Origin of the sequence: Sphingomonas zeae, from assembly GCF_014197135.1 — a bacterium.
GTDB lineage: Bacteria > Pseudomonadota > Alphaproteobacteria > Sphingomonadales > Sphingomonadaceae > Sphingomonas > Sphingomonas zeae.
This window is the reverse complement of record NZ_JACIFA010000011.1, coordinates 52822-76793: the sequence shown is the minus strand read 5'-3', so window position 1 is coordinate 76793 and position 23972 is coordinate 52822. Positions and strand designations below refer to the sequence as shown.

The following is a 23972-nucleotide window of genomic DNA, read 5'->3' as shown; positions in this document are numbered from 1 at the left end:
GTCAGGCAACCAGCGGCTGGGGCAAAGGCAATTCCGCTGCGGCCATCTGCGCCTTGATGATGTCGTGGAAGCTGAGCGTGGGATTGGCCTCGGCCAACATGCCCATCTTTATCCAGAATTCGGCTTGCGCGTTGATCGAGCGGCACATGACGGTGCTGGCGCGGCGGACCTCTTCATGCAGCTGGTCGTCGATTTTTACGATACCCATATATAAAGCATATACGGTTCGTATATGGCGCGCGCAAGCCGGATCAGGCGGTCGGCCGGGTCAGGACAAAGGCGGCGCATCCTGCCATGGCGGCGGCGACGAGGAGCGCCAATGGCCAATGCGGGTTGGCGCCGATCAGGAACATGCCATAGCCCAGCGTCATTCCGCCGCACGCCATCGCCTTGCCTCGACGCCCGATCGCGCCATGCTGTCGCCAGGCCCGCAAGCTGGGGCCGAAGCGCGGATGGTCGAGCAGCCATGTCTCCAGCCGGGGCGAAGACCGCGCGAAACAGCCCGCCGCCAGGATCAGGAAGATCGTCGTCGGCATCAACGGCAGGATCGCCCCGATCACGCCAAGCGCGACGAACAGGCATCCCAAGGTGAGCCAGCCGAGCCGTATCATGTGGGTTGCGTAGCGAGGTGTGGGGGGCGGGGGAAGGGAAGTTTGGGGCGCGCTAGCGCAACCTCTTCATACCATCATCCCATCAGACAGGGGGGAATGCCGATCGGCGCTGGCAAAAGTTCGTCACGGGTCTTGATCGCTTGGGCGGCTATCGCGTTCTAGGGGATTGCGGATGCGTGATGAACGAATGGAACGACATGCGGTGGCGACGGCGTAACCTGGCCTCGATGAGTGCGGATGTGAATGACGGCCTGGCCCCCGGTGTCGAGGCGGTGACCAGCGGAACCCCCCGGTCGGACGAGCCGGTGCAGACCCGCGGCTACCGCGTCATCGCGCTGGTCGTCGCCTCGGCGCTGTTCATGCAGCAACTGGATGGCACCGTGCTGACCGTCGCGCTGCCCACCATGGCACGCGACCTCGCCACGCCCGCCACCAGCCTCAGTCTGGCGCTGACCAGCTATCTGCTGGCGCTGGCGCTGTTCATTCCCGCCAGCGGGACGCTGGCCGACAAGTTCGGGTCGCGCACCGTCTTCTGCTCGGCGATCGGGGTGTTTCTGCTCGGCTCGATCCTGTGCGCCCAGTCGGGATCGCTGCCGACTTTGGTGGCGGCGCGCTTCCTGCAAGGGATTGGCGGCGCCATGATGGTCCCGGTCGGGCGGCTGGTCCTGCTGCGCAGCGTCGCCAAGGAGGACATGGTTCAGGCACTGTCCTGGCTGGTCATGCCCGCGCTGATCGGGCCGATCCTGGGGCCGCCGCTGGGCGGGTTCATCGTGACCTGGCTCGACTGGCGCTGGATCTTCTATCTCAACATTCCGATCGGCGTCATCGGCATGGTGGGGGCCTGGATGCTGGTGCCCGAGGTGCGCGGCGATGCGCGGGCGCGGTTCGACGTATCGGGTTTCCTTCTGTCGGGCGTATCGCTCGGCTGTCTGTTGTTCGGGTTCGAGCTGGCGAGCCGCCCCGGCACCGGCTGGGTCGCGCTGGTCCTGCTGATCGTCGGGGCGGTCTTCGGATGGCTCTATATCCGCCACGCACGGCACACGACCGACCCGATCCTCGATCCCACGCTGATGCAAGTGCCGACCTTTCGCCTCTCGGTAATCGGCGGTTCGCTGACTCGGATCACGCAGGGCGCGCAGCCCTTTCTGCTGCCGCTGATGTTTCAGCTCGGTTTCGGCCTCACCGCCGCCAAGACGGGGACGATCACCATGGCGGGGGCGGTGGGCGCGCTGGCGATGAAGGCGCTGGCCCCGCGCGTGCTGCGCCGCTGGGGCTTTCGTCGCAGCCTGATCGTGTCAGGACTGGTCAGCGGCGCAGGGTACGCCACCTGCGCGCTGTTCCGCCCCGACTGGTCGATCGCGGTCATCACCTTCATCCTGGCGCTATCCGGCTTCTTCACCTCCTTTCAATTCACCGGATTCAACGCCATCGCCTATGCCGATGTCGATAAGGACCGGATGAGCGCGGCGACCAGCTTTTATGCCACCTTTCAGCAACTCACCCTGTCGCTGGGCATTTGCACCGCCGCGACCGTGCTGGAGCTGGGCTCGCTGATCGAGGGGAAGGGCGGGCCGACGCTCGACAGCTTTTCGGCGGCGTTCCTGGTCGTTGCGGCCATCTCCACCTCGGCGGTTATCTGGAACCGTCGCTTCGCCCCCGATGCGGGCGCGGCGATGAGCGGACATCATGAACGCGCGCACAGCGACGAATGACGGATCGGTAATGTCGTTGTCGTTCAGCAACGATCCAGGATAAGAATCGTTACCGGCTTTCATCCATGAAAGGAGCAAGCCGGTGGCATCGCAGACGGTGATCGTGACGGGAGCGGAGTCGGGAATAGGCGCGGCCTGTGCCGAGGCATTCGGCGCGACCGGGGCCAGGGTCGCAGTCCTGTTCCACAGCGATCAGGTCGCCGCCGATGTGACCGCCGGGGCCGTTCGCCAGGCGGGCGGCGAGGCGATGACGGTGCAGGTCGCGGTCGATGACGAAGGCTCGGTCGATCAGGCCTTTGGCACGGTCGAAGCGCAATGGGGTCCGGCCGATGTGCTGGTCAATTCGGCTGGGCTCAACATGTCGGGCGTGACGGTGCGCGACATGACGCTGGCCCAGTGGCAGCGGATGCTCGACACCGACCTGACCGGCGCCTTCCTGACCTCACGCCGGTTCCTGACCGGGCGCGGTGAGGCAAAGGGCGACGCGACGATCCTGCAGATCTCGTCGATCCACGCCTATGCGATGCGGGCCGGGGGCGCGGATTATTGCGCGGCCAAGGGCGGGCTGACCAACCTGGTCGACACGCTCGCCATCGAGGAGGCGCCGCGCGGCATCCGCGTTAACGCCATCGAGCCGGGCATGATCCTGACCCCGATGAACGCCAAGGCGCAGACCGATCCGGCGTACCGCGCCAGCCTGGAAAAGAACATTCCGATCGGTCGCGCGGGCAACGCCTCGGAGGTGGCGGACCTCGCCGTCTTCCTCGCCTCGGACAAGGCACGTTACATCACCGGCGCGCGGATCGTCATCGATGGCGGCCTGTCGCTGATGCAGGCGCTCGGGGCATGAACGGGTCTGACGTGGACAGCCGGATCGCCGATCCGCATCGCAAGGACCGGGTGGCCGACGCGCCGCTCGACCCGGACTTCAACGTCAAGCGGATCGAGGACGTGACGCTCGCCGGGCCGCCCGGACTGATGGCGCGCGACCTGATGAGCCCCTATGTCTGGCGCGAGGCGGACGGCCGCTGGGGCATGATGGTTCGTGCGGTGGTGCGACCGGGCGAGACGCTGACCGATACCGGCGTGATCTGGGCGGGGTGGAGCGAGGACGGGCGGCATTTCACCATGCTCGACACGCCCTCGATCGCGCCGGGGCCGGGCGAGCATGACGCCGGCGGGGTCGAGGACCCGACGGTGGTGCGCACCGACCAAGGCTATATCGTCTATTATTCGGGCGTGCTGGCCGATCACGCGCATGGCGAGCTGTCCTATGCCGCCGGGCCATCGCTCGACCGGCTGGAAAAGAGTGGCGTTGCGCTGGCGTCCTCCAAGTCGGAGGGCAATACCAAGGAGGCGACGGTCGACCGCACGGCGGACGGGCGCTGGCGGCTGTTCTACGAATATGCCGCCGACGACGCTTCCCGCATCGGCCTGGCGATCGGTGAGGATGTCGCGGGGCCGTGGACCGAGCAGCCGACGCCCTTCATGCCGCGTGAGGACAGCTGGGACGACTGGCATCTGTCGACCGGCCCGCTGCTGACCGACGACAAGGCGTGTCCGGTCATGTTCTATAACGGCGCGACACGGGATGCGCGCTGGCGGATCGGCTGGGTCGCGTTCGACGAGCATTATACCCGCGTCGTCGCGCGTGGGATCGAGCCGCTGATCCTGCCGCCGCCCGCCGATGATCGCGGCGCGACCGACATCGCCTTTGCCGCCTCGGTCGTGGTCGCGGAGGATGGTATCTGGCTTTACTATTCGCTGGAGGATCGGCGACTGTCGCGGGCGCTGATCCGGCGCAGCTGAGCCGTCCCGTTCCTATTCTTGCGTGAGAAGAAAGCCTGTTGATGCTCGGAGATACCGAAGCCCCCCTCGCACCGAGCATCCATGCCTCGATCGCCCCGGCGCCTGCGCTGCGGCCGGGGCGTCCCTATGCCCGTGACGAGTTGCTGCACGAGTTGTTCGACGCGACCGTGCGCGACCATGGGGCTGCGGTGGCGGCCAAGCTGGTCGGCGCGGGCGAGGAATATAGCCGACCGACATCCTGGACCTATGACATGCTCGCGCGGCGCAGCCTGTCGATGGCGCACCGGCTGCGCGCGCTGGGCGTGGGGAAGGGCGACCGCGTCGTCCTGTGCCTTCCGCGCGGGCTGGACCAGTATATGGCGATCCTGGGCGTGCTGCGGGCGGGCGCGGCCTATGTCCCCGTCGACTGGGGCTATCCGCAGGACCGGATCGCCTACATCATCGAGGATAGCGGTGCGGCGCTGACCATCACCACCTCCGCGCGGGCGGGCGAGATACCGGGCAGGACGCTGTGCCTGGATGCCGAACTCGGCGATCTGGCCGCCGAACCGGCCGCGCCGCTGGGCCGCGACGTGACGGGATCGGACCCGCAGGATCTGGCCTATATCATCTATACCTCGGGCACGACCGGGCGGCCCAAGGGGGTGATGATCACCCATGCCAATGCCTGTCACCTGGTTCGTTCCGAAAGTGCGATCCTGGCGCTGGAGCCGAGCGACGTGGTGTTCGGTGGGTTCAGCCTGGCCTTCGACATGTCGGTCGAGACGATGTGGAGCGCGTTCTTCGTCGGCGCGAAATTGCTTGTCGCGGCGGAGGCGCTGGCGGCGAGCGGTCCCGATGTCGCCATTGCGCTGGCGGCGGAGAAGACGACGATCTGGCATGTCGTGCCCTCGCTGATCGCGCTGGTCGAGCATCCCGTACCGACCCTGCGCCTGATCAACATGGGCGGGGAGGCGTGCCCCGCCGACCTGCCGCGTCGTCTGGCGCGACCGGGGCTGCGGCTGCTCAACACCTATGGCCCGACCGAAACCTCGGTGACGGCGACCTGGACCGAGGTGCAGCCGGGCAAGCGCATCACCATCGGCAAGCCGCTGCCGGGCTATACCGCCTGGATCGTCGACGAGCAGTTGCAACCGGTCGGGGCGGGGCAGGAGGGCGAACTGGTCATCGGCGGCCCCGGTGTTGGCGTCGGTTACGTCAACCGCCCCGACCTGACTGCCGAGAAATTCACCATGACCCCGTTCGACACCGTGTCGGGCGCGCCGGAGCGAATCTATCGCTCGGGCGATCTCGTTCGGCTGGACGCGGCGGGCGACATCGATTTCGTCGGGCGTATCGACACCCAGGTGAAGATTCGCGGTTTCCGCGTCGAACTGGCCGAGATCGAGGCGGTGATCGGCGAGGCGCCGGGCGTCGCGCAGGCCGTGGTCCACTTGTTCACCGATGCCGATGGTTCCGAATTTCTCGCCGCCTTCCTGGTCGCGCGGTCGGGCGAGACGATCGACATCGCCGACATCAAGGCCCGCGTCACCGAACGCCTGCCCAATTACATGCGTCCCGCCGCCTATCAGCAATTGGCCGCGCTGCCGACTTTGCCGGCATCGGGAAAAGTTGACCGCAAGGCACTGGTAAAGCCGGAAATCACCGTCGACACCGGTCGCACGATCGCGACGCCCGCCACGCCGATGGAGGAAAAGCTCCACGCCATCTGGGCCGAGGCGTTCGCGCCGCAGCCGGTGTCGGTGACGGACGACCTGTTCGAGGATTTGGGCGGTCACTCGCTCAAGGCGGCACGCCTCGTCTCGGCGGCGCGCAAGGTGTCGGGGCTTCAGGGCCTGTCGCTGGAGGATCTTTATGCCGCGCCGACCATCCGTGCGCTGGCCGCCCGGATCGGCGGCGCGGCGGCGGTTGCGGTCCAGACCGAGGAAAGCTTCCACCGGGTTCCCGAATGGAAGCGCTGGCTGTGCGTCGCCGCGCAGACGGTCGCGCTGCTGCCCGTCTATACCATTGCCGGGTTGCAATGGTTCTTCCCCTACGTCGCCTATACCCATCTGGCCGGGCGGATGCCGCGCATCGACGCGCTGATCCTGAGTGCGCTGTTCTTTACCATAGTGCCGGTCGCCTCGATGCTGTTCTCGATCGCGGCGAAATGGCTGATCGCGGGGCGGTTCAAGGCGGGCGACTATCCGCTATGGGGCGGCACCTATTTCCGCTGGTGGCTGGTGCGGCGGATTATCGCGGTGACGGCGACCCCCTATCTGGCGGGCACGCCGATGATCCGGGGCTATTACCGGATGCTGGGCGCGAAGATCGGCAAGCGGGCCTATATCGGCAATGGCGTCATCGACACTGCCGACCTGTTCGCCTGCGGGGATGATGCGATTGTCAGCGACCAGGCGGTGATGGCGACCAGCTCGGTCGAGCGTGGCCTGCTGCGGCTGGGCACGGTGACGCTAGGCAACCGGGCGTTCGTCGGCGGACAGTCGGTGGTTGGCCGCAATTCCGCGCTGGAGGATGACGCGATCCTCGACGACATGGCCGCACTTCCGGCCGAGACGGTGATCCCTGCGCGGCAACGCTGGACCGGATCGCCCGCCGCCTTCGACCGGATGGTCGAGCCAGGCGAGGCCATTACGACCGGCAGGCGGGCCGGACCATCGATCGCGATCTTCATCGGCGCGCTGCTGCTGCCGATCATCGCCATCCTGCCGATCGCGCCGGGCCTGATCGCGCTGATCGAGCTGGACTGGGCGACGACCGGCTATGGCTATATGCTCGTCTCGCCGCTGCTCGCCGCGACCTATATCGTGATGATGTGCGTGCTGACGGTGCTCGCCAAGCGGCTGATCCTGGGCCGCGTGACGCCGGGCGTCTATCGCCTGGATAGCTGGTTCTATGTCCGTTACTGGATGGTGCGGCAGATCAACGACCTGGCGCTCAGGCTGCTGCACCCGATCTTCGCCACGCTCTATGTCATCCCCTGGTACCGCGCACTGGGCGTGAAGGTCGGGCGGCGGGCGGAGATTTCGACCGCCAGTGCGATCGTCCCCGATCTGGTCGAGATCGGGCCGGAGAGCTTCATCGCGGACTCGGTCATCTTCGGCGCGGCCAAGATCGGCCATGGCACGATCGAGCTGGCGCATACGAAGATCGGCCGCCGCAGCTTCATTGGCAATTCCGCGCTGCTACCCAGCGGCGCGCAGATCGGCGACGAGGTCCTGATCGGCGTCCTGTCCAAGCCGCCCGAAAACCCGGCGCTGGCGACCGAGGCGGGCAGCACCTGGTTCGGCTCGCCCGCGATCAAGCTGCCCGTGCGGCAGGTGGCGACGATGTTCGACGAGGGGGCACGCTTCAATCCGTCGCGCGGGCTGATCGCCACCCGCCTGTCGATCGAGGCGATCCGCACCACCCTGTCGCTGACCGCCTTCCTGGTGTTCTTCAGCGCGCTCTTGTCCGTGGTGGGCGATCTTGATGATCTGGAGCGTGGCGGGCTTGTCATCGTCACCACCTTCCCGTTTCTTTACATGGCCTTCTGCCTTGCCTGCGGCGTCTTCGTGCTGGCGCTGAAATGGTTGGTGGTGGGGCGGTACAGGGCGACGACCGCACCCTTGTGGAGCACTTTCGTCTGGCGGACCGAGCTGGTGACGGCGACCTATGAAAATCTGGTGGTCGCCAACCTGCTGGAGCCGTTGCGGGGGACGCCGTGGATCGGGCTGTACCTGCGCGCGATGGGGGCCAGGGTCGGCAAGCGCTGCTATATCGACACGACCGACCTGACCGAACATGATCTGGTGACGATCGGCGATGACGTCGCGCTCAACGACTATGCCGGGCTTCAGACGCATCTGTTCGAGGATCGGGTGATGAAGGTCGGTGCGATCAAGGTCGGCGACCGGGCGACGATCGGATCGCTCGCCATCGTGCTCTATGATGCCGAGATCGGGGCCGATGCGCAGCTGGGCGACCTGTCGGTGGTGATGAAGGGCGAGACGCTGCCCGACGGCACCAACTGGGAGGGCAGCCCGGCGCGGATCGTGACCGGCGAATGACCCCGGTCTGGCATGACGCGCCGCTCGACCGGCTGGACTGGAACGGCGCCTCGCCCATGGTCTGGCGCACCGAGGATCCGGGGCGGGGGCGAAGGGCTCCGCTGGCGGAGGCGCTGGTCGCGCGGCTGGCGGGTGGTCCGGTCCGGCTGGCGCGAAGTGCCATGGGGGCGCCACAGGTCGCGTCTCCCCCGGGCTGGTATCTCGGCATCGCCGGGCGGGGCGGGGCGTGCCTGATCGCGGCGGCGCGGCACCCCATAGCGGTGGACCGCGAGACGATCGACGATGCGCCGCCGCTCTGGGACATGCTGACCCCGCCGGAGGCGCGAGACGTGCGCGCTGCCCCCGATCCGTCGCGTGCGTGGTTGCGGCGCTGGACGATCAAGGAAGCCCACGCCAAGCTGATCGGCGATCCCCGCCGGATCGCGGCGGAGACGATCGAGACACGACTGATCGACGGGCAGGAAGCGACCGCCCGGCGGGGCAACGAGCAGGCCTCGCATTGCTGGACCCGCGATGCAGGCGTGAGCATCGAGACGGTGGCGCTATGGCTATGAGCGACATCACCGTCCGTCCCTATCATGAGGCCGACCGCGCCGACGTGCTGGCGATCTTCGACGGCAACCTGTCCGATTATTTCGGGGCGGGGGACCGCGAATGGCTGATCGAGACGCTGGACGCGCCCGACGGCCCCGCCTTCGTCGTTACGATCGGCGGACGGGCGGCAGCGTTCGGCGGTTATGAGGTGTGGGAGCATTACAACAAGGCGCTGCTCTATTGGGGCATGGCGGCGCAGGCGTACCATGGATGCGGGCTGGGCCGACTCTTGCTGTTCGAGCGGCTGCACCATGTCGCGCGCCACGCCCGACCGGTGACGCGCTACGTCACGGTCGACACTTCACCCCGGGTGGCGCCCTTTTTCCTGCGCTGCGGGTTCGAGCAGACGGCGGTTTGGCCCGAAGGCTATCGCTCCGGCATGACGATGCATGAGCTGCGTTTCGACCTGGCGAAGGTGTCGGCCGAGCAATTGGCAAGCCGCCGCGACGATGCGCTGGCGGCAGTACGCGCACGACTTTCTTCAGCTGGAGAGGCCGGACTTACGGGTTCGTGATCTCCGCCGGCTAGGACCGACGCGCACCGCATATTTGCGCTGCCGGTCTCGATCATCGAGCGATTCACCGATCACCGGACCCGGCCCGACCCGGAGACCGGTGGACCGGCAGCGCGACGATGGCCCAGTCCGCTTTCCGCTACGTTATCCTTCATCGTGTCAGAGGCGAAACGGGAATCTCAACTCGTCTTGGAGGTCGATCCGTTATCGGAGTTGACACCGTCCAGGCATCATGAACATCCTGTCACCCATAAGATCAAGAAGTTGATGATAAGGGGGAAGTATCGTGGGGGTTGGCGTGTCTCGCGTATCGTTGTTGGCGATCGCTGCATTTGGTCTTGTTCAGGCCGGTTCTGCTGCGGCGCAGAGTCAATATGTTCCGCCGGCGCCCACAGGCGGCTATGTGATGGCCAATGGCCAGCGGACGGCGGATTATAACGCGGCGCTGGCATCCTGGCGGCAGGACAAGCAATTCACGGTCGACTACACCAAGGGCTATCTCGGACTGGAATATGCCTATGTCCTGGGCCTGTCGGGCAAGGGACAGACGATCGGGATTAACGATGCCGGCGTGGTGATGAGCCACCCGCTGTTCGCCGGGTCGGGCAAGATTTCGGGGCTGCGCACGCCCATCCCCTCGACCTATGGCAATGACGGCATGGTCAACCCCCGACGCCCCTGGGAAATCCATGGCACCCATGTCGCGGGCACGGCGGCGGGCAACCGGATGGCGGACGGGGTGATGTTCGGCAACGCCTTCGGCGCGAACATCCTGTCGGCGACGACCAATTTCTCAGCGGGCGACTTTCTGTGGTGGCGCGACCAGATCCTCGACGACGTCATGGTCGCGACCGCGCAGGAGAATATACCGGCGCTCGCCAATACCGGGCGGGTTCGGATCATCAACAACAGCTGGGGTTCGACCGCGACCCAGCCCTATACGCTGACCCCGTCACAGGCGCGCGCGGCGTTTCAGCAGACGCTGGACGGCTTTTACGATCCGGTCCTGAAAAACGACGTGCTGGTCGTCTTTTCGGCGGGCAACGGATCGGGCGTCCATGCCAGCATCGATGCGGTGACGCCGCTCAACGACCTGCGGCTGCGCTCCAACTGGCTGTCCGTCACCAATTATCTCGCGAACGGCACGGCAGCCGCCAGCACCAGCCTGTGCGGCCAGACCGCGACCTGGTGCGTGTCGGGGCCAGGCAGTTCGGTCGTGTCTTCGGCGGCGACCTACACGATCGACGGCGCCGCGATTCGCGCCAAATATACCCGTGCCATGTATCCGGGCATCTATGCCGCGACCACGCTGGCCCAGTTGCAGAACGCGGCGGTCAACGCCTGGCTGGGCGTGCTCAACGACTATCTCAACCGGCGTGAAGCGGCCAAGGCGTCGGGGCGCTTCTTCGACGAGGATGCCGAGCGGACCAAGGTGGCGCAGCAGGCGGTCGGCATCTCGCTGGCTTATGGTGCGCGGTTCGTGACACCCGATCCCGACGGCTATACCAGCCGCCTGGCCCAAATACTGACGATCCCTGGCAATGTCGCGCTGGTCGGACGCGATTTCGCCTCCTCGGTCCTGACTCAGGCCAATGCCATCATCACGGCCGAGCTTCAGCGCTACATCACCTTCACCGGCCCCGGTTATGCCTCGCTGACCGGAACCTCGATGGCGGCGCCCAACATCTCCGGCTTCGCCGCGCTGCTGATGGAGTATTTCCCCGAATACAACACCGGGCTGATCTCCGACATTCTTGTGTCCAGTTCCAAGGACCTCGACACGCCGGGCGTCGACCTGCGCTCGGGCTGGGGCGCGCCGCAGATGGCGGTGGCGCTGCGGGGGCCGACCGCGTTGCGCGACACGCGCGAGGTCACGGTGGCGTCGGGCACGATCGACATCTGGAGCAATTCCATCACCGATGCACGCGATCGCTATTCGGCCGAGGTGCTGGCGGGCTTCCCCAACGATATCGGCGGCCTCGTCAAGCGGGGCGGCGGCGAGCTGATCCTGACTGCGGCCAACAGCTATAGCGGTCCGACCCGCGTCGAGCAGGGGCAGTTGACCGTCGACGGTAGCCTGACCCGATCGGCAGTGACGGCGGTGGCGGGCGGCATCGTCGCCGGCAATGGTACCGTCGCCACACTGACCGCAGGCACTGGTGGCATCGTCTCGCCCGGCAGCACCGGGGCGATCGGCACGCTGAACGTCGCAGGGACCGCCACGCTCGCCTCTGGCAGCCAGCTCGTGGCAGATATCGGCCCCAGCGGCACCTCGGATCAACTGAGTGCGCGCAACATCGTGCTCGGCGGTGGCACGCTCACCCTGCGACCGGTCAACCGCGTGCCGCGCTATGGTGACAGCTACACCATTCTCACCGCGTCCAACGGCATCACCGGCAGCTTCGCCAACGCCACCGCGTTCAGCGCCATCCTCTATCCCGAGCTGAGCTATGCCGCGGGCCGGGTGACGGCGGCGGTGGGGGCAAGGCCCTATGCCAGCGTGGTGGCGGCCACGCCGGTGCAGACCGCCTATGCGCGGCTGCTCGACGCCAACCGCTCGGCCTATGCGAATCTGCGCGGCACCTATGACCTGCTCGACCTTCAGGACGTCGGCACGATCCGCGGTGCGCTGGAAGCGATCGCGCCGCGTGCCGAGACGACACGTCGCGCGATCGGCACCACCGCGACCGACAATATCGCGCGTTTCTATCGCGATCGCCTTACGGCCATGACGCCGGACGGTTTTGCGGGCGGGACGGTTGCGATGATCGGCAAGCCGCTGGAATTCGCCGCCAACGCCATCGCCGCACCCGGCCGTCCCCAGACGGTCAGCGACACGCCGACCAGCATGGTTCGCGAAAACATGCTGCCCGACAATGTCTTGGCCTATCTCGCCGGGGGGTATGTCGACGGATCGGGCGCGGCCATGCCCGGCACGGTCGGCGGCCGCGACCCGTTCGATGGTTTCTACATCGCCGGCGGTGTAGAGGCGCGGGTGTCGGATACCGCCGCGCTAGGCTTCGGCCTGTCCTATTCCGACATCGATGGCGACCAGCGCTTCGGCCAGTCGGCCAAGGGCGAGTTGATCCAGGGTACGCTCTACGGACGTCTGGGCGGTACGCTCGGCCCGGCGCTCGACGCGCAGTTCGGCGCGGGCGTGTACCAGTCGTCGACCCGGCGGCAGGGCAATTTTGTCGGCACCCCCTTTGACCTGCGGGCACGCGACAACGCGCTGACGCTGTCGAGCGAGGTGGGGGCAAGCTATATGAAGGGCAGCGGGGCGGTCCGCTTTGGTCCGCGCGTGGCGATCCGCACCAGCAGCATCGACTTCACGCCTACCGGCGAAACGGGTACCGGCCCGGCGCTGATGTACGGCCGCGATCGTTTCCTGAGTGTGCAGGGGCGGGCAGGGCTTCAGGTCGATGCGACCGAAGGCGGCTTCCGCCCCTTCGCCGCGGCCTATTTCGTCCATGATTTCGAGGGGCAGCCAGGTTATTTCAACGCCGGTTTCGCTGGCGGCACGCGGGCGCAGGCCCGGTTCCTGACAGCGCGTCAGGACAGCGACTGGGGTGAGATCAGCGCCGGTATCGCCTATCGCTCGGGCCGTGCCACCGTCTCGCTGGCGGCGGACTCGACGGTCGGGCGCGACGATGTCCGCAACCAGTCCTATCGCGCCGGGCTGAAGCTGGCCTTCTGATGCGGCGGGCGGGGCCGACGACATGATCGCGTCGGCCCTGCTGATGATGGTGGGGGCGGGATCGGCCGTGGTGGCCGATCCGGTGCCGCTGACTTTCTACAACCGGCCGGGCGCCACGCTGGCTGAGGTCGAGCGCGATCTGCGGCGATGTCGGCTCATCACCACCGGTCCGGCGGCGGGCGCGGAGCGCCCGGACGGTGCTGCACGGCTCGACAATGGCGGACAGGGCGCCGCGCCGGATGAGACGATGGAGGCATGCATGGCGGCCTATGGCTGGCAAATTTCTGCTCTCTCGGCGCGGGAACGGCGGATTTTCGCGACCCTCGACCCCGCCGCGCGTCGGCGAGCCTGGGCACGGCTGGTCGGGCGGCGTGCGCGGTGAGGGGCGACTGTCGGTCGTGCCCTGCGCATCAGGCGTTCGGCACAGGATGTCGTGGCGACCGTCAAGCGCCCCCCGGGTCGCACCGAAGATTGGGCCGGTGGCGATCTAAAATTTCCGCGGACCGCGGAAAGCCGTAGTGCCATTCGTGTCCGATCTTCACGAACAAAGCGCCGATATCCGATTGCCCCTTCGCGTGGGGGGGCGTGCGTGCCGATCCCGATCGAGCGTACTGGCGAGGCACCATCCCCGCGTGTGCGGGGGAGCCGGCATCTCGGCCGGGTTCGTGGGCCAAGGTGGGGGACCATCCCCGCGTGTGCGGGGAAGCCCAGGGTCAGAAGCTGTATTGGGACAATACGGCGGGACCATCCCCGCGTGTGCGGGGGAGCCGGCATCTCGGCCGGGTTCGTGGGCCAAGGTGGGGGACCATCCCCGCGTGTGCGGGGGAGCCCAGGGTCAGAAGCTGTATTGGGACAATACGGCGGGACCATCCCCGCGTGTGCGGGGGAGCCGGCAGTTCTGGGCTTGGCTTTGGCCATTGGTGGGGACCATCCCTGCGTGTGCGGGGGAGCCTGCACCATGAAAGACGTCTGGAACGTCCACTGGGGACCATCCCCGCGTGTGCGGGGGAGCCGGGGCTCGGGATGCGATCAGAGGGGCAGGGGTGGGACCATCCCCGCGTGTGCGGGGGAGCCTGGCTTCAGGAACTTGTAAGCATGCCTTACATGGGACCATCCCCGCGTGTGCGAGGGAGCCGGTAGGCTGGTCCAGCGGCTCGACCGCGACACGGGACCATCCCCGCGTGTGCGGGGGAGCCAGTATTCGAGCTCGATACGAGGCCAGTCGATAGGGACCATCCCCGCGTGTGCGGGGGAGCCCCCGTGAAATAGCCGTCGACGAAGCGCGTGTTGGGACCATCCCCGCGTGTGCGGGGGAGCCCCGTCTGCCATTCAGTCGGAAGGAGGTGATCCGGGACCATCCCCGCGTGTGCGGGGGAGCCGACACTCGCACGTCAAGCCGGGCAGCGGTGCCGGGACCATCCCCGCGTGTGCGGGGGAGCCAATAACGTCGCCCTCTATAGAAAGCAGGCCGGGGGACCATCCCCGCGTGTGCGGGGGAGCCGACGAAATCTCGGTCGTGGAAGGCTGAGCCATGGGACCATCCCCGCGTGTGCGGGGGAGCCGGAAGTTGAGCGCTCCGACCGGGCACAGGCGTGGGACCATCCCCGCGTGTGCGGGGGAGCCAGCCTCTGCGACCATCGCCATGCTGGTCAGCCGGGACCATCCCCGCGTGTGCGGGGGAGCCGTCGCGTCGTCAAACTGGCGTCGCTTGTGTGGGGGACCATCCCCGCGTGTGCGGGGGAGCCTTCAGTCTGCGCCTTGTCGATCGTCTCGATCTGGGACCATCCCCGCGTGTGCGGGGGAGCCTGATGCCCCACGCGATGAAGGCATCTAGGATCGGGACCATCCCCGCGTGTGCGGGGGAGCCGTCGGCCTAATCGCCATTGCGGCCGGGGCCATCGGACCATCCCCGCGTGTGCGGGGGAGCCCAGAGCGAAATTTGCAATCGGGCCTATGGGGAGGGACCATCCCCGCGTGTGCGGGGGAGCCGATGGCCTGGCTAAGGTCACGGCCCGCGTTGGGGGACCATCCCCGCGTGTGCGGGGGAGCCGCTGACGCTAATCATTGGGCAGGCGTCCGCGCGGGACCATCCCCGCGTGTGCGGGGGAGCCCGTTCGACGGAGAGCAACCGGTGCTGCCGCCAGGGACCATCCCCGCGTGTGCGGGGGAGCCTTCAAGAACTGGCGTGTCGGTGCAGAGGTCGAGGGACCATCCCCGCGTGTGCGGGGGAGCCAACAATGTGTTCTTTGCCCGCTCGCCCATTTCGGGACCATTCCCGCGTGTGCGGGGGAGCCCATCCCGCATACTGTTATCGGGCGAATTGTCAGGGACCATCCCCGCGTGTGCGGGGGAGCCACCTCGGCTGCTATCCGTAAAAGGTGATCATCGGGACCATCCCCGCGTGTGCGGGGGAGCCGACCTCTGCGGAAGCCTGGGTATGGCCCTGGATGGACCATCCCCGCGTGTGCGGGGGAGCCGGCGGATGGGGAGTGGGTGGGACCTAGACCTCGGGACCATCCCCGCGTGTGCGGGGGAGCCTCGCGAGCGAGCCGGAGAGCCTCTGCTGTATAAGGACCATCCCCGCGTGTGCGGGGGAGCCCAACGAGGCACAGGGAGGACGCAGCCGTGGCAGGGACCATCCCCGCGTGTGCGGGGGAGCCATAATCAGCACACCCTTCGTCGCGATAACCCGGGGACCATCCCCGCGTGTGCGGGGGAGCCGTGCGGCCAGCCGGTCCGATCGCGGGCTAGCGGGGACCATCCCCGCGTGTGCGGGGGAGCCCCGGCACGCAAATTCAGGAAAAGCTGAGCGCCGGGACCATCCCCGCGTGTGCGGGGGAGCCCACTTCCAGCAGGCGGCGTTCCAGATCGGCCCGGGACCATCCCCGCGTGTGCGGGGGAGCCGGCTCGATGGCCGCGTGACCCGCACATCGGGGGGGACCATCCCCGCGTGTGCGGGGGAGCCTCGATATTACCCATGCGGCCCGTCGCAGCGACGGGACCATCCCCGCGTGTGCGGGGGAGCCGACAAGGTGTGCGGCACGGACACCTCATTGTAAGGACCATCCCCGCGTGTGCGGGGGAGCCCTCGACTTCTCGCTCCCGATCCAGTGCGCGCAGGGACCATCCCCGCGTGTGCGGGGGAGCCGCGAGCGTCGACATAAGCCCGCCGCCGAAGCGGGGACCATCCCCGCGTGTGCGGGGGAGCCTTCGACGAGCTCGAGGCGTCGTACAAGCGCCAGGGACCATCCCCGCGTGTGCGGGGGAGCCGGGGAAGGGATCGTTCGGGACGTATTTGGCGAGGGACCATCCCCGCGTGTGCGGGGGAGCCCGGAAGGCCGCGACCGTCTTGGGGTTGGTGTCGGGACCATCCCCGCGTGTGCGGGGGAGCCGCGGGCGTGATCGTCGGCCTGATCCTCGCCGAGGGACCATCCCCGCGTGTGCGGGGGAGCCTTCAGCGGCTCGGCGACGACGACGAACGGCGAAGGACCATCCCCGCGTGTGCGGGGGAGCCGCACGAAACGATAGGACTGAGCGTGTCGAAGCGGGACCATCCCCGCGTGTGCGGGGGAGCCCAGGCATCCGACTTCTATTCGGTCCCACGCAGGGGACCATCCCCGCGTGTGCGGGGGAGCCACGTAGGCGCTTCGATCGGCTCTACGGCTTCGGGGACCATCCCCGCGTGTGCGGGGGAGCCGGCGGAAGGCCATGGGGACACGGGCCGGATGGGGGACCATCCCCGCGTGTGCGGGGGAGCCTCGCACCGGTCGACGGATGGCCGAAGCCCTGAGGGACCATCCCCGCGTGTGCGGGGGAGCCGCGGGCGCGTAGCGTTGCGGGTGCAATGGTTCGGGACCATCCCCGCGTGTGCGGGGGAGCCTCCGACATGCTATCGACGATCACGGCGGACGGGGGACCATCCCCGCGTGTGCGGGGGAGCCGGCCTCGTCGACGATCAGCTCCCCCCGAACAAGGGACCATCCCCGCGTGTGCGGGGGAGCCGGCGGCCTGGGCTTCATTGGACAGTTTCTCCAGGGACCATCCCCGCGTGTGCGGGGGAGCCGTCCAGGCGCCCGACCGTGATGCCCGTACCGAGGGACCATCCCCGCGTGTGCGGGGGAGCCCAAAAAAGCAGCCTTTGCGCAAGCACGAGGATGGGACCATCCCCGCGTGTGCGGGGGAGCCAAGATCGAACAGCATCGGATCGACATTCGCCATGGACCATCCCCGCGTGTGCGGGGGAGCCTTGCGAGGCGCGGGTCCATCATGCTCATGCTACGGACCATCCCCGCGTGTGCGGGGGAGCCCGCGGCAGCCGATCCCCGCTTCGGCAAGCATCGGGACCATCCCCGCGTGTGCGGGGGAGCCGCAAAATTGGTGGAAATGCGGAGCTGGCGCTTGGGACCATCCCCGCGTGTGCGGGGGAGCCCATGCCCGGCCTATTCTGGCAAGCGGGATGAGGGGACCATCCCCGCGTGTGCGGGGGAGCCATGAGGTGGCTCCGGGGAAGAAGGATAGCGCTGGGACCATCCCCGCGTGTGCGGGGGAGCCCGCCGAACGCGCGCCGAGGAGCGGCCCGAGAGGGGACCATCCCCGCGTGTGCGGGGGAGCCATCACGCGCACGAACGCGGCGCTCCCCATCACGGGACCATCCCCGCGTGTGCGGGGGAGCCAACGTCAGTCGCGAGCAGGCGCTCGCGCAAAAGGGACCATCCCCGCGTGTGCGGGGGAGCCGTTCCGTGAATGGTGGTGATATGATCCAGGAAGGGACCATCCCCGCGTGTGCGGGGGAGCCTCTGCCAGGCAGATCGTTGATTTTCTTCACAATGTCAAAGACCCTCTGTCGAGCCGAGGTTTACGGTGTCGGTTCGGCGGGATTACGGCAGGACAAGGCGCGGCGCACGAGCAGGATGCCTTCATGCGATACCACGTCCTTGGGCGGCTCGCCCAGGGTCAGGAGACCCAGGCCACCCGCGGCGGCGGATTCGGCCCAGCACATCACGATGCTGCCCCGGCGCAGGCGGGCGTGCCATTCCTCGACGACGGTCCAGATGCGGGCGCGCACGCCGGCGCTCATGCGGGGCTGGGCATAGACGCCGGGCGCGAGTTCCAGCATCGCCGAGCCCAGAAAGCCGCGATAGCGATCTTCGACGTCGCGGGTGATGACCATGGTCAGCGGCATCAGCTATTGACCGGAGCGGGCGGCTGGTCCGCACCGTCACCTTCTCCGTCGACACCGCCTGGCATCAGCAAGGTCTTGATCCGGTCGATCATGCCCGGGATCACGCCACGCTGGCGAAAGAGCAGGGCGGATCGTTTGCGCACCAGCCGTTCGATCGGAGCGGCCCCGCGCGCACGGGCTTCCCGCACCGCGCCGAACGCGATGTCGAGCAGGACGTCGTGGCGATACAGGTCGGCGATGTCGAGGACAAAGCTCTGCCCGGAATCCTCATGCACGAAGCCGAGTTGGGGGATGGCGCCGGTCGCGGCCACCGCGACGCAGGCGGCGGCGGTCATCGCCGATCCTGCGTGGTTGATCGCCTGGTTGGCGAGGTCGCCCGCTTCCGGGTTCTCGCGGTCATAGCGGCGTCCATTCCAGCCGATGCCGTGGCGCTCGGCGGCAAGGACATAGGCACGCTTGATCCGTGCACCCTCCTGTCCGCGCAGGACCGCGATGTCGCGGGTGCGTACGATCTCGCCGAAGCGCATCGCATACATGGCGCGGGCGACCTCCATGCGTTGTTTCGGATCGGCCCAGCGCCGCACCTGCGCACGCGCCAGCGCCGAGTTGTCGGGCATCAATGGCGGCGCGGTATAGAAGCGCACCGCCCCGTCGCCGATCGCGGCCAGCGCGCAGCCGTGCCGCGCCAGCAGCCGCAGCGCGTCATGGGTGACGCTCGACCCCGGCCCGAGCAGGATGATCGAGATGGCGTGATAGGGGATCTGATAGTCGCCCGCCTCCATCGCCCCGCCACCCGCCGTCACGAAACGCAGGCAACCGTCTTCCACCTCTAGCCGCCCGCGCTTCAACCAGACCAGCCCATGCCGGTCGGCGTGCGGGATGCGTGCCTTCTCCAGCCCCAGGCGGCCGGACAGCATTACCCGGCGCGTCCCGGCGGCGAGAGCAGCATCATGCCATAGCCGAAGGCGGCATGACGCCCGACGCCGCTGGCCAGCAGCCTGGCGAAGCCTTGGGGATCGGTGATGGTCAGTGTGCCGGTCATCACCGCATCAGGCCCCTCGACCGAGCGGGTCCGCGCGCCCCTGGTGTCGTGCGTGCTGCGCCGGGTGCGGGAGCGGTGAAAGGCCCGCAACGTCGCCTGTTCCAGTGTCGCGGCGCCCTCCAGCCGCTTGGCGAGCCACTGGGTATAGACCGCCTCGCGATCGACCAAGGCAGTATCGCCACCCTCCGCCGCCACGCGTTCGCAGGCATGGACATAGGCATCGATCTCGCCCGCCCGACTCTGCCACGCATCGGCGCGCTCGGCTCGGGCGGCGCGGATCGTCTTGCCGAAGCGGACCACGGGGCGGACACGCATGTCGAAGGCATAGCGAGCGCCCTCGCGCCATGTTTCGGGCATCGCCTGAACCTGGGGTGCCGTGAACAGATCGGCCAGCAGCGCATCCGCGGGCGGCAGCGCGATGGCGTCGGCCAGCGCGGCTCCATCCATGTGATAACCGAGCAGATGGGGACCGCGCGCATGGTCGGGCAGGTAGCGGAAGGGGCGGGGGGCGGCCTGTCCGAACCGCGCCGCCAGCGCGGCGTGAAGCGCATAGCCCGCGTCGTCGTCGCTCAACCGTCGCTTGGCCGCGAAGATGGCGAGCGCCTGCGGGTCGATGCCGATGCGAACCAGGTGCAGGCTCACGCGCTCTCCTCCGGCCAGGCGATCCGCCCCAGCATCACGCGGCGAAGGCCTGCATGGACCCCGGCGGGCCAGTGGCGCTCATCGGTCCATTCGTCCTCGCGCGTGTTGGAGGCGATGGCGGAACCGGCCGGCTCGCCATAAGGCCATTGCGCGCGCAGGCTGTCCTGGCGGGGCGGCGGCGTGCGGAGCAAAGCGAGGCCCGCGACCAGCGCATCGGGGATGGTGTCGGCCTCGATCAGTCCCAGCAGCAGCGGGCGCGACGGTACGAAAGGCTTGCGGCCGATGAACAGCGGCCGCTCCGGCCGGGTCAGCGCGGCGGCAAGCGCGTCGAGATCGGGGCCGTCCCCCTCCGCCAGCCGACAGGCGACCAGCACCCGCGCATCGGCATCCATGTCGCGATAGCGGATATGCGGCGACTTATAGGTATCGGCACCGCCCGCGCGGCCCTCGACCCGGCCATGGGTGGTCCAGCCGCGATCATTGGCCTCCAGCTTGGCGGTCTGGAACTCGCGCTGGCGCTGGCCCTCGGCGATGCGGGCGGCGCCGATGGTCAGCCGCGCCTGCAACGCGGCATGATGCGCGGCGTCATAGCGTTCCCAGCCCAGCGCATTGCCGAACAGCCCCGCCACCATCGACTTGGCGGGAAAGTCGCGCACCACGCCATACGCATCGACCAGATCGCCGCCGAAACTCATCAGCGGCGCATCGAGGTCCAGCAGCAAATGCCTCATGCGGCGGGCATCCGCGCATCGCGGACCAGCGCCCCCGCCCAGTCCGCCAGCTGGCGCAGGCTGCCGTCGGCGATGCCGTCCAGCTTCAGCTGGGGCAGGGCGGCATGGCGTCGCGCTTCGCCGGTTTCATAGACCGCGTCCATCTCGGCCAGATGATCCTTCATCGCCTTGGCCGCGCGCGCGCCCAGCGGTTCGTTGGAGCCCCGATCGACCAGCGCCACCGCATCACGGAACGCATTGGCCAGCGTGCGCGGCTGGCGGTCGCCCGCCTCGACCAGCACCAGCTCGGCGCGGCTATAGGGGGCGGTCGAGCCCTTCTTGGCGCCCGGCGACACCTCGGCGATCAGGTGGACCAAATGCTCGACGACCTGGGCCGCCAGCGTGCGGTCATAGTCGCCGGTCCAATCTGCGCGGTCGCAGCCGGTCAGGTTCGACACCAGCAGCGGCACGTCGACCACGACATAGCCATAATAGAGCCCCGAGGTCAGTTCGGTATCGAACACGCCCGCCGCGCCCGCATCGTCACCCTGTTCGCGGTCGCGCAGATCGTCGACGACGGTGAAATAGTCAGTTTCGATCTGCTGCTCATGGACGGTGAAGGCATGAGCGACATGGATTGCGGCATCACGGTTTGCCTTGGTGTCGCTCGTCACCATCCGCCCGAACAAAGCGGCTTCCAGCGAGGCGGCTAGCAGGTTCTGATCGCGAAGTTGGTTGAGGTTATTCTTTTGTTCCTTGACCCAGACTTCCGCGGCGGCTTTTACGCCTGCTGTGCTCGCGCTTTCAGACAGGAGACGATCGGCTTCCTCCCGCATCCAGTTGATCTCTGGACGGCCAAAAAGCAGCGCCTGGCGCTGTTGCTTATCACCGGCATTTTTACCGTAGAACTTTGCAATAAAGGCGTTCTCGACCGCATCGACCATGTCCTTGTCGAACCGTGCTCGCAAAGGCCCCGTGACCTGACGTTCGATCGCCATCTTGGATCGAACGCCTTCGATCCCGTTTTGCTCAGCGAGCTTTTCGATTGCGTGACGATCATCCGCTACCCGCCAATGCCTTTTCAAGCACTGAGACGAGATGCGCGTGCGAATGGCGTCGCCGAATGGCAGGCGCTTGGAAAGTCCGGCATCGTCGCGGTTAAGCAGGGCGCCTGGCCAAGCGGCTAGGAAATGGATTTGGATGAACTTCGGCGTCGCGCCGTGCGTGATGTCAGTCGTCACTCGACGTCCCCCTTATCGGCCACTTCGGCAGTATAATAATCTTGAGCTATGCGAATGCGGGCTCTTTCAGCCTGCTTCTGGTCAGGGTCCAATAGGTGGTACATCGTCCATAGATCGACAGGCTGTTTGCCCTTTTGCGCGATGATGCGTGTCGCTCGGTACACCTGATCGTAAAGGGCGTCGCCGTGGGTGGACAGCAGGCGTAACAGGCGGTTTTCTGAATAACCCGCCTCGTTGAGAACTGCACCAAATCGCCGGAAGGGTGCGTGAGCCGTCAACTTGCCCGTGCCAGACAATATGGCTGCGATATGCGCGATCATCCGCCAGCGTTGCCAATCGAGCATCTGAACATGCCGAGGAATTTTGACCTCGGTGAGGAGCTTGATCACCGCCACATCGACTACATGTTCCCGCTTCAGATCCATGCGCCTCAAAGCGGCGCGGTCGCCAGATGACATTGTCGGGGGCGCACCCCTAAGATCGCGATCCCGTGAACCGAATTGCTTGCTGATTTCGACCATCCAGTCTGATCGCTTTTGAGAGGTGTCGGCTGGCGCGTCATCAGCAGCTTCATCTTCATTCACCATGCTGCACCTCGTTGATCCACTTCCTCATTTGACCGTCGAGAAAAGAGCGCGCCCTGGCAATGGCGCGAATGCGTCGTACCTCGGTGCGGGGGACGGCTTTAATTGCGGTGTCGAACACATCGCATGCAATGCCGTATAGGCGATTTCGCCAGTCCGACCGGTGATTGGCCTCATCCCCCGCCGCTTCCGCCCAGAATGGCGCGTCGAAGAATTCGCCGTCCACCATGCGATTGAACTGTTCCAGCCAGCGCTCGGTCTTCTTCTTGGCGGCATCATCGTCCAGCCGCGCCTTTTCGGGACCGCCCTGCACCAGCGAGATCAGCGCGCGGCCGAGACGGCGGCTCGCCTCATTCGCTTCCCCCGCGCGCTTTTCGGCGACCGCGCCGATCCGATCGAGCGGCGCTTCCTCATAGGCGCTGATCGTTTCCCAGCGGCTGACGGGCACGCTGCGGCGGTGAAGCCCTTCGGTCTTGCCCTGTCCTCGCACCAGTGCGGCCGCCACGATCGACAGGCCCTCGCTTGCATCGCCGTTATGCGGCTCGGACAGCAGCGGGCGGACGATCTTCTTCGCATCGAGCAGGGTGGCCATCTGGCGATAGCCGAAGCCTGCGCCCGTCGGCGTATGGCTGGACGAGCGATCGGCCTTGATCGGCGCCCAGGGGTCTTCGGTCATGCCCTTCAACTCGGCAGCGGCGACCCGCGCGCATTTCGATCCCGCCGCCCGCGCCGCGATGACGCCGTCGTCCGCCCGCTCAAGCCGTACCCGGCGGCAGATTTCGACATAGAGTTCGTCGAGATCGCCATAGTTGAGCGACACCGTACCGTCCCATGGCACGGTCCAGAGCAAGGGCACACCGCCGCGCCGTTCAGATCGAGCACGGCCATGGTCGACCAGCCGCAGTACATCGCGCCGGAACCCCGCCGCCGCACCACCTCCGGGCCGCACGCCCAGGCTCATGCGGCTGGCGAAACCGCCATTCATCCGCGAGACGCCGTAATTGCCCGCGCCCAGAAAGCCCTCGGTCGTCTGGAGCGTCACCAGCGCGAACAGCCAGTCTTGCTCACTCGCGCCGATCATGCGCTCTTGCTTCACATCATGATTCTTCGCGGTGACAAGCATGTCGAGCGCGTCGGGCGTCGCCAGCCGGTTCTTATAGGCCGCTCGGTCGGTCGCCGCGACGGTGGGCGGTTGCAGCAGCGCTGGTTTCGACCAGTCGTCAACGACCAGCTCCCACGCCTCGCCATCCGGCCATTCCGGCGTCAGGCCGATCAGCAGGTCGCGCCACGCCGCTTCGCTATCGGGCAGCGTGTCCAGCCCAGCACGGATCAGCGCCAGCGCGGCGACCTGTACGGTAAAGCTGTGCCAGGGTTCGCGCTGATGCGGGCGAAGAGCGGGAAAGCTCCATGCCTCCCCGCGCGCCAGCGCCGCAAATGCCGCGAACAGGCTGCCACCATGATCCCGGTCTTCGCTATCACGCCATTCGATCATGCAGCTCCCCCTATTTGGCTAATAGAGTGGGTTCCCTGATCGTCGTCAATCCGGCATTGGCAGTCGGGATGTGATTATTTTCATGTCGAAAAT

At 67.2% G+C, this 23972-nt stretch carries 17 protein-coding genes and 1 CRISPR repeat array; of the genes, 8 read left to right on the top strand and 9 right to left on the bottom strand.

Translation table 11 applies throughout. The features are described from left to right. Position 1 precedes the first annotated feature (1 nt). Together GGR45_RS15110 and GGR45_RS15105 are read right to left on the bottom strand one after the other, a co-directional pair. Positions 2 to 208, bottom strand: a complete 207-nt coding sequence (locus GGR45_RS15110; protein ID WP_175312646.1) for a ParD-like family protein — start codon at positions 206 to 208, stop codon at positions 2 to 4. Between the two features lie 43 nt (positions 209 to 251). Next, the gene (locus GGR45_RS15105) at positions 252 to 611 is read right to left on the bottom strand and encodes a YbaN family protein (RefSeq protein ID WP_175312647.1); all 360 of its coding nucleotides are present in this window, start codon (positions 609 to 611) and stop codon (positions 252 to 254) included. Between the two features lie 197 nt (positions 612 to 808). Between GGR45_RS15105 and GGR45_RS15100 the strand changes: the two genes are divergently transcribed. From GGR45_RS15100 to GGR45_RS15065, 8 genes are all read left to right on the top strand, one after another. Continuing rightward, positions 809 to 2323, top strand: a complete 1515-nt coding sequence (locus GGR45_RS15100) for an MFS transporter (RefSeq protein ID WP_175312689.1) — start codon at positions 809 to 811, stop codon at positions 2321 to 2323. An 82-nt stretch (positions 2324 to 2405) separates the two neighbouring features. Then, entirely contained in the window at positions 2406 to 3173 is a 768-nt protein-coding gene (locus GGR45_RS15095) for an SDR family NAD(P)-dependent oxidoreductase (protein WP_285139421.1), read from the top strand. Positions 3174 to 3301: 128 nt separating this feature from the next. Continuing rightward, positions 3302 to 4132 (top strand): glycoside hydrolase family protein, encoded by an 831-nt coding sequence (locus GGR45_RS15090; protein WP_246358253.1) that lies wholly within the window; start codon positions 3302 to 3304, stop codon positions 4130 to 4132. Positions 4133 to 4173: 41 nt separating this feature from the next. After that, entirely contained in the window at positions 4174 to 8181 is a 4008-nt protein-coding gene (locus tag GGR45_RS15085) for a Pls/PosA family non-ribosomal peptide synthetase (protein WP_175312649.1), read from the top strand. Further along, positions 8178 to 8735 carry a 4'-phosphopantetheinyl transferase superfamily protein gene (locus tag GGR45_RS15080; RefSeq protein ID WP_175312650.1) on the top strand — a complete coding sequence of 186 codons (558 nt, stop codon included), beginning with the start codon at positions 8178 to 8180 and terminating at the stop codon, positions 8733 to 8735. The genes GGR45_RS15085 and GGR45_RS15080 overlap by 4 nt, the downstream gene beginning before the upstream one ends. Further along, positions 8732 to 9289, top strand: a complete 558-nt coding sequence (locus GGR45_RS15075; protein WP_175312651.1) for a GNAT family N-acetyltransferase — start codon at positions 8732 to 8734, stop codon at positions 9287 to 9289. The genes GGR45_RS15080 and GGR45_RS15075 overlap by 4 nt, the downstream gene beginning before the upstream one ends. 406 nt (positions 9290 to 9695) lie before the next feature. Further along, a complete protein-coding gene (locus tag GGR45_RS15070) occupies positions 9696 to 12986 on the top strand; it encodes a S8 family serine peptidase (protein WP_175312652.1) in 3291 nt (1096 codons plus the stop codon). Between the two features lie 22 nt (positions 12987 to 13008). Beyond that, on the top strand, positions 13009 to 13368 hold the full coding sequence (locus GGR45_RS15065) for a hypothetical protein (RefSeq protein ID WP_175312653.1): 360 nt from the start codon (positions 13009 to 13011) through the stop codon (positions 13366 to 13368). 236 nt (positions 13369 to 13604) lie between these two features. Then, positions 13605 to 17781: direct repeats of the CRISPR family, unit length 29 nt; unit sequence GGGACCATCCCCGCGTGTGCGGGGGAGCC. A 60-nt stretch (positions 17782 to 17841) separates the two neighbouring features. Here the strand turns inward: GGR45_RS15065 and cas2e are convergent. Genes cas2e through GGR45_RS15030 form a run of 7 tightly spaced genes read right to left on the bottom strand, consistent with a single transcriptional unit; the run spans position 17842 to position 23879 of the window. After that, entirely contained in the window at positions 17842 to 18168 is a 327-nt protein-coding gene (cas2e, locus tag GGR45_RS15060) for a type I-E CRISPR-associated endoribonuclease Cas2e (protein ID WP_175312654.1), read from the bottom strand. Then, positions 18168 to 19085 carry a type I-E CRISPR-associated endonuclease Cas1e gene (cas1e, locus tag GGR45_RS15055; RefSeq protein WP_246358250.1) on the bottom strand — a complete coding sequence of 306 codons (918 nt, stop codon included), beginning with the start codon at positions 19083 to 19085 and terminating at the stop codon, positions 18168 to 18170. The genes cas2e and cas1e overlap by 1 nt, the downstream gene beginning before the upstream one ends. Continuing rightward, a complete protein-coding gene (locus tag GGR45_RS15050) occupies positions 19085 to 19852 on the bottom strand; it encodes a type I-E CRISPR-associated protein Cas6/Cse3/CasE (protein ID WP_175312655.1) in 768 nt (255 codons plus the stop codon). The genes cas1e and GGR45_RS15050 overlap by 1 nt, the downstream gene beginning before the upstream one ends. After that, a complete protein-coding gene (cas5e, locus tag GGR45_RS15045) occupies positions 19849 to 20583 on the bottom strand; it encodes a type I-E CRISPR-associated protein Cas5/CasD (RefSeq protein WP_175312656.1) in 735 nt (244 codons plus the stop codon). The genes GGR45_RS15050 and cas5e overlap by 4 nt, the downstream gene beginning before the upstream one ends. Continuing rightward, positions 20580 to 21803, bottom strand: a complete 1224-nt coding sequence (gene cas7e / locus GGR45_RS15040) for a type I-E CRISPR-associated protein Cas7/Cse4/CasC (RefSeq protein WP_285138961.1) — start codon at positions 21801 to 21803, stop codon at positions 20580 to 20582. The genes cas5e and cas7e overlap by 4 nt, the downstream gene beginning before the upstream one ends. Further along, complete coding sequence (gene casB, locus GGR45_RS15035) at positions 21800 to 22390, bottom strand: type I-E CRISPR-associated protein Cse2/CasB (protein WP_217498070.1); 591 nt, start codon at positions 22388 to 22390, stop codon at positions 21800 to 21802. Before casB ends, cas7e begins: the two co-directional genes overlap by 4 nt. Further along, on the bottom strand, positions 22380 to 23879 hold the full coding sequence (locus GGR45_RS15030) for a type I-E CRISPR-associated protein Cse1/CasA (protein WP_175312657.1): 1500 nt from the start codon (positions 23877 to 23879) through the stop codon (positions 22380 to 22382). Before GGR45_RS15030 ends, casB begins: the two co-directional genes overlap by 11 nt. Positions 23880 to 23972 lie beyond the last annotated feature (93 nt).